Source organism: Candidatus Edwardsbacteria bacterium (assembly GCA_031082425.1).
GTDB lineage: Bacteria > Edwardsbacteria > AC1 > AC1 > EtOH8 > UBA2226.
Map to the genome: position 1 here is coordinate 138025 of JAVHLB010000003.1, position 12851 is coordinate 150875.

11 protein-coding genes are annotated in these 12851 nt (G+C 57.5%); all 11 read left to right on the plus strand.

What is annotated here, in order from left to right; genetic code table 11:
• Window positions 1-29 precede the first annotated feature (29 nt).
• The 11 genes from RDU76_03990 (at window position 30) to RDU76_04040 (ending at window position 12832) form a co-directional block, all read left to right on the plus strand.
• Complete coding sequence (locus RDU76_03990; protein ID MDQ7798091.1) at window positions 30-2915, plus strand: adenylate/guanylate cyclase domain-containing protein; 2886 nt, start codon at window positions 30-32, stop codon at window positions 2913-2915.
• 142 nt (window positions 2916-3057) lie between these two features.
• Entirely contained in the window at window positions 3058-4140 is a 1083-nt protein-coding gene (gene hflX / locus RDU76_03995; GenBank protein ID MDQ7798092.1) for a GTPase HflX, read from the plus strand.
• Window positions 4141-4182: 42 nt separating this feature from the next.
• Entirely contained in the window at window positions 4183-5412 is a 1230-nt protein-coding gene (locus tag RDU76_04000; protein ID MDQ7798093.1) for an MFS transporter, read from the plus strand.
• A 30-nt stretch (window positions 5413-5442) separates the two neighbouring features.
• Window positions 5443-6312, plus strand: a complete 870-nt coding sequence (locus RDU76_04005) for a DUF2520 domain-containing protein (protein MDQ7798094.1) — start codon at window positions 5443-5445, stop codon at window positions 6310-6312.
• Between the two features lie 83 nt (window positions 6313-6395).
• Window positions 6396-7337, plus strand: a complete 942-nt coding sequence (locus RDU76_04010) for a PstS family phosphate ABC transporter substrate-binding protein (GenBank protein MDQ7798095.1) — start codon at window positions 6396-6398, stop codon at window positions 7335-7337.
• 50 nt (window positions 7338-7387) lie between these two features.
• Window positions 7388-8890, plus strand: coding sequence for a tetratricopeptide repeat protein (locus tag RDU76_04015; GenBank protein MDQ7798096.1), 1503 nt, complete (start codon window positions 7388-7390; stop codon window positions 8888-8890).
• 122 nt (window positions 8891-9012) lie between these two features.
• Window positions 9013-9834 carry a MotA/TolQ/ExbB proton channel family protein gene (locus tag RDU76_04020; GenBank protein MDQ7798097.1) on the plus strand — a complete coding sequence of 274 codons (822 nt, stop codon included), beginning with the start codon at window positions 9013-9015 and terminating at the stop codon, window positions 9832-9834.
• A gap of 1 nt (window position 9835) precedes the next feature.
• Window positions 9836-10609, plus strand: coding sequence for a biopolymer transporter ExbD (locus RDU76_04025; GenBank protein ID MDQ7798098.1), 774 nt, complete (start codon window positions 9836-9838; stop codon window positions 10607-10609).
• Window positions 10610-10613: 4 nt separating this feature from the next.
• Complete coding sequence (locus RDU76_04030) at window positions 10614-11312, plus strand: biopolymer transporter ExbD (GenBank protein ID MDQ7798099.1); 699 nt, start codon at window positions 10614-10616, stop codon at window positions 11310-11312.
• 3 nt (window positions 11313-11315) lie between these two features.
• A complete protein-coding gene (locus RDU76_04035; GenBank protein MDQ7798100.1) occupies window positions 11316-12131 on the plus strand; it encodes an energy transducer TonB in 816 nt (271 codons plus the stop codon).
• A 71-nt stretch (window positions 12132-12202) separates the two neighbouring features.
• Complete coding sequence (locus RDU76_04040) at window positions 12203-12832, plus strand: peptidylprolyl isomerase (protein MDQ7798101.1); 630 nt, start codon at window positions 12203-12205, stop codon at window positions 12830-12832.
• Window positions 12833-12851 lie beyond the last annotated feature (19 nt).

A 12851-nucleotide genomic window follows, 5' to 3' on the forward strand; every position in this document is an offset into this window, starting at 1 on the left:
AATAGAATTTAACATTATGGCAGGTGAACATGAAAACAGACAAGAAAGCCTATGGCCGGTATCTGGGAGAGGAGACCTCCGCCAGATTTTTTGCCGGGGAACTTTCCCAAAACGAAAAGGAACAGGCCTTGCGCCGGCTGTCCGAATTGACCCGGGTCTTTTGGTCCTATCTGCCGGGCGGCATCAGGAGGCATGCCCAAAAGCTCCATGGCGGGGCCAAGGTGGAGCAGGCCCTGCTGCTGGCCGATGTCACCGGCTTCACGGCGCTGTCCGAGAGGCTGTCCCGCATCGGACGGGAGGGGGCCGAGGAGGTCACCGGGATCATCAACAGCTATTTTGCCCCGCTGATAAAGATCGTCCACAACTACGGCGGAGATGTGGTCTACTTCGGCGGCGATGCTTTCAGCGCCGGCTTCGAGTCGGTGGAGGGCGAGCCCTCGCCCAGCCATCTCCGGGCGCTGCAGGCCGCTTTTGAGATGCAGGAGCTGGTCAAGAATTTTACCGAGATCAAGACCTCGGCCGGGGCCTTCCCCATCAGCCTGCACCTGGCCCTGCATTTCGGTCCCACCCAGATATTCAGCGTGGGCCGGCGCGACCTGGACCTGGAATATTTCATGGCCGGGCGGGTCACCAACTATGCCTCCCAGCTGGAGGACCTATCCTCCGGGGCAGAACTATTGATCAGCCGGGAACTTTATGATAAGGCCAAGACCAAGATAACCGCCGAACCCGCCCAGGGCAATACTTATAAACTTGTCAAAGTGAACGAAAAAGTCGGCCATCTGGAAGCGGCCGGACGGGAGGAGACGGAGGATATCGAGCGGTCCATCGAGCATCTGGAGGCGATCCGCCCTTATTTCTCAAGCTGGCTGACACAAAGGATCATGGCCGATCCCAAGTCCGGAGGCGTGGCCGGGGAGCATCGCCGGGTGACCATGCTGTTCCTGAACGTCTGGGGGGTGGATTTCGACGATGACCAGCAGGCCATTTCCAAGGCCCAGAATTATTTCTCGGTCCTGCAGGAGGTGGTGGAGAGATATGGCGGGCTGGTCAACAAGGTGGATTTCAGTTCCCAGGGCCACAAGGTGCTGGTTTTGTTCGGGGCCCATATCGCCCATGAGAACGACGAGGAACGGGCCCTGCTGTGCGCTCTGGAGATGCTGGGCCGCGAGGAGTTCGGTTATGGCGGGGTCAAGCAAAAATTCGGGGTCAACAGCGGCTATGTCTTCGCCGGAACGGTCGGCTCGGCCCTGCGCCGGGAGTTCACCGTGATGGGCGACGAGGTCAACCTGGCGGCCCGCCTGATGTCATCGGCCGGGGAGCAGGAACTGTTGGCCACCGCCGCCATCCAGCGGAAGAACTCGGGAAAATTCGGATTCAAGAACCTGGGCGAGAGGGAGTTCAAGGGCAAGAAGCACCCCATCACCATATATCAGGTAAGCAAAAGGGATGAAACCGGCGAGGACGTCTTTGCCAAGTGGATGACTGAATCCAAGGCCATGGTGGGCCGCCAGAAGGAAAAGGAACTGTTGAACAGCGCCGTGGAGAAAGGCATCTCCGGGCAGGGCCAGATAATCTCGGTGGTGGGCGAGGCCGGCATCGGAAAATCCAGGCTGTCCCGGGAGCTGATCCAAAACTGGGCCGAGCGGGGATACTCTTTCTTCGTCGGCAACTGCCAGTCCTACGGCGCGGCCATCTCCTACCTGCCCTGGGCCGATCTGCTGAAGAGCTATCTGGGGATAAAGGAGGCCGACCCCATGGAGGCCAAGACCTCCCGGATCCACAAAATGCTGGGGATCATCGACCCGGCTCTCAAGGACTGGGCCCCGATCATCGGCGAGGTGGTGGGTGTGCCCATGCCGGAGAGCGAGCTGACCAAATCGCTGGATGCCAAGCTCAGACAGCAGAGATTGTTCGATCTGGTGCTGGATATCTTCAGCTGGGGGGCGGCCCAGGAGCCGCTGCTGCTGATAATCGAGGACCTGCACTGGGCCGACGGGGCCTCGCTGGGGCTGCTGAACTACGTGGCCCGCAATATCGGAGACAAGCCCATAGTGCTGTGCCTGGTCTATCGGCCCATCGAGGCCAAGCACGAATTCGCCGGCAAGGAATACCACAGCCAGATGACCCTCAAGGAGCTGAGCCGGGAGGAGAGCCTGGAGCTGGTGAAGACCCTGCTGGATATCCAAGGGATGCCGCCGGAACTGGAGCAGTTGATCCTGAAAAAATCCCAGGGCAACCCCTTCTTCGTGGAGGAGGTGGTCAAATCCCTGATCGAACAGGAAGTGGTGGCCGAGAAGGACGGCCAGTGGCGGGTGGTCGCGACCGACATCGCCAAGATCAACATTCCGGACACCGTTCAGGGGGTGATCATGAGCCGTATCGACCGCCTGCCGGCCGAGACCCGGGAGGTGCTTCAGATCTCTTCAGTGATAGGTCGCGAGTTCGACCAGCATGTTTTGCAGGCGATATATCCCAAGAAGGTCGAGATAAATCCCCACCTCAAAAGCCTGAGAGGCCTGGACCTGGTGCTGTCGGAGCAGGAGGGCAGTTATTATTTCAAGCACATCATGACCCAGGAGGTGGCCTACGACAGCCTGCCGTTCAGCCGCCGGCGGGAACTGCACAACAATATCGGCGACCATATAGAGCTTTCCAATGAGGACAAGATAGAAGAGGCTCTGGAATTATTGTCGCACCATTATTTTCATGCCCAGAACTGGGAGCCGGCCTTCTTCTATTCGGTGGAGGCCGGGGACAAAGCCAAGAAAGCCTACGCCAACCAGGAGGCCCTGGCCCATTACGACCGGGCGCTGGAGGTGTTCGACAAGATGGTGGAGGCCGGGATGCTGCCCGAGCTGACCCGCCGCATCCAGGAGGAGCTGAAGCAGAAGGAAGCGGAGGCGGTCAATTAGGGCTGACAAAAAATAACAATATCCCAGGGCCTCTGGTCTAGCGGCAGGCAAAAAAACAGTGGTGATAACAATTACTTTGGCCGAACAGAGGCCCATTCGTTAATTAGGCGAACCCGGCAAACCAAATTATGGGGCATAAATATTGAAACCAAAAGCCATTCTGGTCGGCAGTGTGCTGGGTCGGGCTAGCGTCTTTGAGGAAGAGGAATCTTTAAAGGAGCTGGCCCGCCTGGCGGATACCGCCGGTGCCTCGGTGATAGACCACCTGGTGCAAAGGCGGGTCCGTCCCGACGCCACCTATTTCATCGGCAAGGGCAAGGTGGAGGAGCTGGCGCTGGCAGTGGCTGACAGCCGGGCTGATCTGGTGATATTCGATCACAGCCTGACCCCCAGCCAGGCCTCCAATATACAGGCCCAGCTGGATTGCCGGGTGGTGGACCGGGCGGAGCTGATCATGGATATTTTTGCCAGGCAGGCCAGTAGCGCCGAATCCAAGATCCAGGTGGAACTGGCCCAGCTGCAATACCGCTTCTCCCGTTTGGTGGGTGCCGGGCTGGAGATGACCGATCCCGGGGCCGGGATCGGGACCAGGGGGCCGGGGGAGAAACAGCTGGAGCTGGACCGGCGAAAGATCAGGCATAGGATCGCCCGGCTCAAGCAGGAGCTTAAAAAGATAGAACAGCAGAGGAGGACCCAGCGAAAATCCCGGGCCGGCGTTTTCAAGATATCCCTGGTGGGATACACCAATGCCGGCAAATCCACCCTGATGAATCTGCTGTCCCGGGCCGGGGTCAAAGTGGAGGATCGGCTGTTCGCCACCCTGGATGCCACCACCCGGGCGGTGGTGCTGGCCTCGGGGGAAAAATTCCTGCTGACCGATACGGTGGGCTTCATCCGGCGCCTGCCCCATCAGCTGGTGGCCTCGTTCAAGGCCACTCTGGAGGAGGTCAACCAGTCCGACCTGGTGCTGCAGGTGGTGGACAGCCCCCATCCCCTCTATCTTAAAGAGATCGCCGCGGTGGAGGAGGTGTTAAAGGAGATCAAGGCCGACCGCCCGGAGCTGTTGGTGTTCAACAAGACGGATATGCTGGACCCGGACACCCTGGACGGCCTGCGGAGGAATTATCCCGGCGCGGCGTTCCTTTCCGCCCTGACCGGCGAGGGCCGCCGGGAGCTGGAGGAAATGATCCGGCAAAGAATGGAATCTCCGGGATGGCGGGAATAAAGGTTGTCTGGGGCGGGTATATGCAGATGAAGGTCTTTTAAGATGAAGGCTGCCGGGTTCTGGGGCAATTATTTCAAACTGACCGGGCGTTTCTCCCCGAATGCCAAGCGGTATCTGCTGGCCACCTTTCTGATATCCGTCGGTTTCTCTTTCTATGGGGTGCTGTTCAATCTCTATCTAAACGAGGGAGGACTGCAGGAGGGGATCATCGGCAGCATCCTTTCGCTAAGCGGTTTGGCTCTGGTCGTCACCGCCATTCCGGCCGGCATCCTCTCCGACCGGCTGGGCCGGAAAAAAGCCATGATCATCGGCACCCTCTCCGGGGCCCTGCTGTCGATTCTCCGGGCCCTGACCGTGAACGGCCCGGGCCTGCTGTCCCTGAGTTTTTTGGGAGGGGTCGCCTCGACGCTCTATGTTCTGTCGGCCGCTCCCTTTATGATGGAGAACAGCCGCCCGGAGGAGCGGACCCATCTCTTCTCCGCCTCGTTCGCGGTGATGCTGGCGGCCGGGATTGTCGGAAACCTGTTGGCCGGCGGGCTTCCCGGCTGGGTTATGAATGTTTTTGGCAGCAGCACTTTCGCTGCTTATCGTTTTTCTCTGCTATTGGGATCCGGCATATTCCTTAGCGCCCTGTGGCCGCTATTTAAAATAACCCAGACCCCGATAATCACCGACGACTCTAGCCTGGTCAGCCTTAAGCGCCTGGGGCAAGGGTTCAGGGCCGCCGGCGGGTTCGTCTGGTGCAACTTCTGGATCGGGCTGGGGGCGGGGCTGGTGATCCCGTTCTTCAACCTGTATTTTGCCAAAAGATTCGGCGCCTCCAGCGTCCAGATCGGCCTGTATTTTTCGGTGTCCCAGATATTCACCCTGGCGGCGGTGCTGGTGGGTCCGGCCCTGGCCAAGCGTTTCGGCAAGGTAAGGACCGTGGTGGTCATGGAGCTGCTGTCACTGCCGTTCCTGATAAGCCTGGGGGCGGAAAAGATTCTTTACCTTGCGGTGCTGTCCTTCTGGATGAGGGCCAGCCTGATGCAGATGTCCTCGCCCATCTCCTCAGCTTTTATGATGGAGATAGTCCCGGATGATGCCCGGGCTACGGTCAACAGCATAGCCACCATGGCCTGGAACCTGTCCTGGACCTTCTCCACCGCTTTCTCGGGCTGGGCCATGCAGCGCTACGGCTACGCCATGCCATATTATCTTACGGCCGGCTGTTATGCGGTCTCGGCGGTATCTTTCTACCTGCTGTACAACAAAAAAGAGCCGGGAAGGTAGCGCCTTGACAAAACAATGCGGAAAGGGATCATGGATAGACCAAGCCTAGCAATAATCGGAGCCGGCAAGCTGGGGAGCACTCTGGCATTGGCCCTGTGGCAAAAGGGTTATCGCCTGAGCGGCCTGTCCGACATCGATCCGGCCAGGGTGGAGGAGACGGGCCGGGCGGTAAACCCGGCCATATCAGACAGCGATCCCTCGGCTGCGACCCGGGGGGCGGAGATCGTGATCCTGGCGGTTCCCGATGACTGCGTAAAGGCCGTCTCCGACCAGCTGGCCTCCCGGCAGGCCCTGACCAAGGGACAGATACTATGCCACTGTTCGGGCTTTCTGCCGTCATCGGTCTTGGTGGCCAACAAGATGCTGGGGGCCTCCATTGCTTCAATGCATCCCCTGGCCAGCTTTTCCAGATGCTTGAGCCCCTGGGATCGTTTCAAGGGGATCTATTTCGGGATCGAGGGAGACGCCCTGGCCTTGGCGGGATTGAGGCCCTTGATAGAATCTCTGGAGTGCTCTCCGGTGGATATAATGCCGTCCCGAAAGGATCTGTATCATCTCTCCAGCGTGATGGCTTCTAACTATCTGGTGGCCCTGCTTTACGGCGCGGGCCAGATGATGGAAACGACGGTGGCCGGGAAAGGAAAAGCCGAAGACATGCTCCAGAGCCTGGCCAGGACGGTGATTGACAGCCTGGGTGAAAACGGGCTGGAAAATTCACTAAGCGGGCCCATCGAACGGGGCGATGTCCAAACAATATCCGGGCATCTGGAGGCCCTGAAAAAAGATTTTCCCCAGGGGGTGGAGTTATACAAGATCCTGGGAAGGTTGCTGCTTCGGATATCAAAACAGCGGAATCCCCGGGGGAGGGAATGGGGGGGCTTGGAGAAATTGCTGGATTAGTCAAAGATTATTGAATATTTTTTAAGATTTTCTCTTGACTTTACATATATATCAATTTATAATTGACCTTCTGGATAATTAGAATGAAATATTTTATAAAATCGTGGCCTTACCTCGGTTTGGTCTTGTTGTCGCTATTCGGCTGCGGCCCCCGACAAAGCAAATCCGATGAGACCCAGACCGCCGGAAGGATAGTGGTCAAGGGGGAGGATCTGGCCATCAGAATGATCAGGCGCGAAGCCCAGTCTTTTATGGCCCTGTACCCCAAATCCAATATCGCGGTTGATGAAGGCGGCTCCAAAGCGGCGATTGCGGCTCTCAACGAAGGCCGGGCCAGGATCGCAGTGATGAACCGCCCCATAACCTCCGCCGAGGATTCGATAATCAAAGCCAACGGCGGCCTGGCCAAGGAGTACAAAATCGCTTACGACGGGCTGGCGGTGATAGTCAATTCCAAGAACAAGATACAGCGGCTGGATTTCGAACAATTGTCGGGGATCTTTTCCGGAAAGACCACCAGCTGGCGCCGGTTGGGCGGCAACATAGAAAACCTGGTCCCGGTGTTCCCCGGACCCAATATGGGCCATTTCGAATACTTTCAGCAGCTGGTCTTGAAGGGCGGGGAATATGCCGCCAGGGCCTATCCCTGCACCACCGCCGCCCAGATAGTCGAGCTGGTGAAGACCCATTCCAGCGCCATAGGCCTGGTCTCCATGGGCGCGCTTTATAGGGACTGGGACGTATGGCCGCCGGTCAAAGAAACCGGCATAAAGGCTTTGGAGATAGCCCAGGTCAAGGAAAGCGGGTACTTTTCCCCCAATCAAAAGACGGTCCACGAAGGAAACTACCCCCTAAGCCATCCCCTCTATATGTATGTCAATGATGTTCTGGAAAAGACCTATTCCCAGGGTATGTCCAGCCTGGCCCACGGATTCATCACCTACATCTCTTCGGCCGAGGGGCAGAAGATAGCCGCCCAGCAGGGCTACGTGCCGGCCACCATGCCGGTGACCATTAAGAAATAGGATCGACACCATCAGTCACATTTATAAATATCGCGGGGAGATAATCCGGTATGAAATTATTGAAGATCACCGATTTTGTTCTGATATCCTTGGTGCTGTGCCTAATCGGCTGCGCCACCACCTCCCAGGCGGGAAAACCCAAGGCTGAGGATCTTCTGAAACAGGGGATCACCGCAGACGATCAGGGCGATTTCGACCAGGCCATCGACCTCTACCGCCAGGCCATCCAGCGGAAATCCAAGCTCAAAGAAGCCCACTACCGCCTGGGACAGATCTATGTCGAACGGAAGATGTTCGATGAGGCCATCGCCGAGTTCAAAACGGCCCGGGACCTGAAATACCCCCAGGCGGTGACCGAGCTGGCCGTCACCTACCATAAGGCCGGGAAGCTGGACGAGGCCGAGGCCCTGATCAAGGAACTGCTGGTCAAGAAGCCCAACGACGTGGACCTCAAATACCGGCTGGGCAAGGTTTATCTGGACAAGGGGCAGCTGAACGAGGCCGGGGAGGTCTTCCGCCAGGTGCTGCAGATGGATCCCAACAATGCCAGCGCCCATAACGGTCTGGCCAACCTCTATTTCCGCCAGCGAAACTACAATCAGGCCATGGCCGAGTATCTGCTGGCCATCAAACTCAATCCCGATTTCACCGATGTCAATCTGGACCTGGGCAGCGCCTACTTTCAGAGCGGCAAATACGCCGAGGCCTCCAGATATTTCAAAAAATACACCGAGCTGTCACCCAAGGACGCCGCCGGCCACTATATGCTGGCCAAGGCTTATCAGATGCAAAAGGACACCGCTTTGATCGGGCCGGCCATCATCGAGGCCCAAAAGGTCACCAAGATGGATCCCGAGAACGACGGGGTCTGGTATCTTCTGGGATCTTTGCAGTATGACGTCAAGAATTATATTGAATCGGCCCAGGCCTTCAGTAAATCACTGGAGCTGTCGCCAGCGGATCCCGCCCGCTGGTACGAGGCCGCCAGGGTCTATATCCGGGCCGGCAGCTCCTATGCGGCCAACAAGGATACCGCAAATTCCAAGCTGATGTTCGATGCGGCGATCAACGCCTACCAAAAAAGGATGGAGTTGGACCCCTCCAAGGTGGAGGACACCTATTACGATATGGGCAACGCTTATTACTATGCCGGATATTATGATGAGGCCATACAGTGGTACCTGAAACGCATCGAAAAGAACCCGGCAACTGCTTTCGGCGCTTTGATGAACATGGGCTACAGCTATTCATTGAAGGGACAGGCCAGCAAGGCTTCCAAGGCCGAGGTCCGGGTCATTTACGAAAAGGCCATCAACACCTTCCTGCAGGCCAGGGCCCTGAAGATGGGAAATAATACCAAACCCGTCAAAGAAGCCATCCCGGCCATGGAGGCCCTGTCCCAGCATTATCTGTATATTTTCAACAAATTCAACGAGAAGGCCTTTAAAACCAAGGCTTCGGCCGAAGCCAATGCCATTTTAAAGATCGATCCGGCCAACAAAATCGCCAAAGAGGTTCTGGCCGCCCTTAAACCCAAGGTGGAGGTCTGGTAGACATAGCGGCCACAATATCTATCACGGCTTTGAATATTAGGACACGGGTAAATTCAATTAACCGGCTCTCAATCTTGAGAAGCCCAATAAAAACCAAAAAGCACAGGAGGTAGTTTAAAACAATGTTAAACGGACTGATGAATGCTCCCATGATCGTCAAAATTTTGATCATGGGAGTCGTCCCGGCTATCGTAGCCGCCGGGTTGGGCATCGCCCTGGCCCGCACCAAGAAGATCGGATTGGTGACCTTGATACTTTATGTCATCGGGCTGGCTGTATCAACGGTGATCTATAAGACCCTTCCAGAGTACATCCAGGCCGGAGGCCCGGTGGTGATCATCCTGGTATTCCTGTTGGTGCTGTTGTTCACCTATATCATCGAGCGCAGCCTGACCATCGGCCGGGCCCGCGGCGCCAAGAACCTGACGGTCTTCATGGAGGAATTCCGGGAACTGCTGAGGGCCGGCAACGTCACCGGGGCCATCGCCGCCTGCAACGCCCAGAGAGGCTCCACTGCCAATGTTCTGAGGGCCGGACTGGAGAAATATCTGGCCCTGCAGAACGAGAACCTCTCGGCCGACAAGAAGAGCGCCGAACTGCTCCGGGCCATCGAGGAGGCCAACATGCTGGAGACCCCGCTGCTGGAGCGCAACCTGATAATGCTGACCACCATCGCCTCCATCGGGACCATGGTGGGCCTGATGGGCACCACCATCGGCATGATCCGCGCCTTCCAGGCCATGGCCCACGCCGGCGCCCCGGACGCCTCCGAGCTGGCCCGCGGCATCTCCGAGGCCCTGATCAACACCGCCGGCGGGCTGTTCAACGGCATCGGCGGCATTGTGGCCAACAACTATTTCATGAACAAGGTCTCCCTGTTCCAGTTCGGCACCGACGAGGCCATTTACGAGATGCAGCAACTTTTGACGATAGGAGAAAAATAAGATGTCAGCAAAGATGAAACGTCGGGCCAGGATCGTCCTGGATATGACCCCGATGGTTGACATCGCCTTTCTGCTGGTCATCTTCTTCATGTCCACCTATCATGCCCGTCCCCCGGTGACGGTGGAGGTCATGCTGCCGGATTCGCGTTCGCCCTTAAAGGTTCCCGAGGCCAATGTCATGGTCATCAACGTGCTGGCTCCGGAGAAGGCCGCGGCCCTGGCCGACAGCGTCGGACCGACCAACCTGCTGACCCTGATCGCCAACGTCAAGGAGGCTACGGCCGATCCCAACGTGACCGTGGCGGCTCTGAGGGGCATGGGAGGGACCCTGCTGCCATCGGCTTCGGAGGATCTGCTCAAGGAGATCGCCTCCGCCCCCGGCAAGCCCCTGACCAGGGGCCGGGCGGCCGAATTGGCCATCCGCGAGGTGCAGAGGAAGGATAATTTCATCAACAAGTGGGCCAAACAGGAGATCGCTTCTTTGACCCCGGAGCAGTATACCGCCAGGGTGGACAGCATGATGATATGGTATGCCACCGGCAAGGACGCGGCCCAGCCGCTGCTGTTGGGGAATGTCGCCATGACGGTGGTCGAGGAGCGCATGCGCAACCCCAAGCTGATGATGGTCCTGATGGTGGACAAGAACTGCCTGTCGGGAAAGATGCTTGACCTGACCAGCATCCTGCAGAAAAAAGACGTCAACATGTTAAGGTTTTCCCTGGTGACCAACCTTAAAGCGGATGCCAAACCGATGTTTGGCGAAGAAGGGAGGTGATGGCATGGGCGCAGTAGATATGGGGCCCCAAGAAAGCGGCAAGAAAAAAGGCGGATTGCGCAAGCGCAAAGGCCGGCCCAATATAGTCCTGGACATGACCCCGATGGTGGACATCGGCTTCCTGCTGGTGATCTTCTTCATGACCACCACCCGGTTCAAGGAACCCCAGGCCATCGAGATCACCCTGCCCCCGGAAACAGAGCCCGGCACCGAGAAACCGGTGGCCCAGTCCAATGTACTTTCGGTGAATATCATGAAGGACGGCACCATTTTGCAGAATATCGGTTTTGATGTTCCGGCCTTGGTGGGGATGGAATCGCTGGATTCACTGATGCTGAACAGCAAACTGGCCAATATCAAGAAGATGCCGGCCCACATCGACGGCCGGACCCAGGTCTATTACGAATCGGGCCCGGATTTCCTGGACAAGTACGACAAATTCATGGCCGACAACAAGGGCAAAAGGATACCCCGGGAGATCCGCGACAGCCTGGATATGGTCCGGGACGAGAAGATCTGCCGCCTGACGGTGCTGGTGCAGGTGAACCGGGAGAGCAGCTACGACAAGGTGGTGGCGGTGATGGATGCCATCCAGCAGAACCAGGTGGCCCGTTTTGCCATCGTGGAGCAGACCGAGGATCATCTGAAGGCCATCGAGGAAGCCAAGAAAAAGGCCGCCGCAGCCGCGAAAGGGGGAAAATAGAACATGAACAGTAACATCAATATCTTCTTTCCGGTGGCCGGCACTTTGGTGGGGCTGATCCTAGCCTGGTTGGTGTTAACCATCCAGGCCCGGGAATACTCATCCCTGGGTTTTGGCGTCAAACAATCCAAGGTATTGATCCCCCTGCACCTCAAGAAGGGCATGCTGATATCGCTGTCCTTTATGCTGTTGCTGGTGCTGGGAGGGCTCTCTTATTTTGCGGTCAATGCATATATAGAGGCCCACCGGCCGATACCGGAGGCCCCGATGGTCAGGATCACCTACAGCCAGCTGGGCGCGCCGCCCTCTTTAAGCAGTTCCACCGTGGAGCAGGTGCAGGTGGCATCGGCCGCGGTGGCTGCAGCCCCCACCATGGGCGTTCCCAAACCGGTGGCCGACGACAAGGCGGTGGACGAAGCCGCCTATACCCAGTCCGAACTGGGAGCCATGTCGGCCGGCATGGCCACCACCGAGGGAGCCTCCGGAGCCAGCAATCTGCAGGTGGAGGAAGTGGTCCCCGACCGGGCGGCATATGTGGCGGTGGACAAGGCCCCCGAAATTGTGAAAGCCGGCAAGGCGGAATATCCGGATATCGTCAAAAAAGCCGGCATCGAAGGAAAGGTCTATCTGCAGCTCCTGATCGATTTCGACGGGCACGTCAAAATGGCCGTAGTGGCCAAAAGCTCAGGGAATGTGTCTCTGGACGAAGCGGCCGTGGAGGCCGGGAAGCAATGTATCTTCACTCCGGCCGTGGCCCCGGGCGGCAAACCGGTCCGGGTCTGGGTGATGTGGCCGGTTACCTTTAAGATCAACCAGTAAACACCAGTATACCATATTGCCCCGAACTGAAATTTTGGTTCGGGGCATCTTAATATTAAACGGAGGATATTATGAAAAAAATATTGACCATCATGGTGGGCCTTTCGCTGGCAGCTTTCATCTCCTGCAAAAAGGAGGAGATGGCAAGCCTGCAGAGCCAGGTTCCGGCTGAATCCCAGGCCCAGCCCGATGTCAAGAGGATCATGGAGAAACCGGTGGTGGTTCTGGATACCGATTTCGGCCAGATAGAGATAGAGCTGTTTCCCAAGGATGCCCCCCAGACCGTTCTGAATTTCGTCAGCAAGACTTTGGCCCGGTCATTCGACGGGACCACCTTCCACCGGCTGGTCCCCGGTTTTGTGATCCAGGGGGGAGACCCACTGTCCAAGGACAGCGATCCCAATAACGACGGCTATGGCGGGGAGCAGATGGGAGCCGAGCCGCGCCAGAAGTCCAACCTTCGGGGGACCATCTCCATGGCTTCCTCCTCGCGGGCCCAGCCGATAGATTCCCAGTCCGACGCCCAGTTCTTCATCAATCTGGACGACCAATGCGCCCGGCTGGACCAGATGGGCTTCATCCCATTCGGCAAGGTGGTCAAGGGCATGGAGGTGGTGGACAAAATAGCAAAACAGCCCCGCGATATGCGGGACCGCCCCACCAAGAATATCACCATCAAGAGCATCACCGTCAAACAATGATCTAAACCTGCAGAGACGG

Coding starts and splice junctions, on each gene's coding strand:
- RDU76_03990 (MDQ7798091.1), top strand. CDS start 30: ATGAAAACAGACAAGAAAGCCTATGGCCGGTATCTGGGAGAGGAGACC.
- RDU76_04000 (MDQ7798093.1), top strand. CDS start 4,183: ATGAAGGCTGCCGGGTTCTGGGGCAATTATTTCAAACTGACCGGGCGT.
- RDU76_04005 (MDQ7798094.1), top strand. CDS start 5,443: ATGGATAGACCAAGCCTAGCAATAATCGGAGCCGGCAAGCTGGGGAGC.
- RDU76_04010 (MDQ7798095.1), top strand. CDS start 6,396: ATGAAATATTTTATAAAATCGTGGCCTTACCTCGGTTTGGTCTTGTTG.
- RDU76_04015 (MDQ7798096.1), top strand. CDS start 7,388: ATGAAATTATTGAAGATCACCGATTTTGTTCTGATATCCTTGGTGCTG.
- RDU76_04020 (MDQ7798097.1), top strand. CDS start 9,013: ATGTTAAACGGACTGATGAATGCTCCCATGATCGTCAAAATTTTGATC.
- RDU76_04025 (MDQ7798098.1), top strand. CDS start 9,836: ATGTCAGCAAAGATGAAACGTCGGGCCAGGATCGTCCTGGATATGACC.
- RDU76_04030 (MDQ7798099.1), top strand. CDS start 10,614: ATGGGCGCAGTAGATATGGGGCCCCAAGAAAGCGGCAAGAAAAAAGGC.
- RDU76_04035 (MDQ7798100.1), top strand. CDS start 11,316: ATGAACAGTAACATCAATATCTTCTTTCCGGTGGCCGGCACTTTGGTG.
- RDU76_04040 (MDQ7798101.1), top strand. CDS start 12,203: ATGAAAAAAATATTGACCATCATGGTGGGCCTTTCGCTGGCAGCTTTC.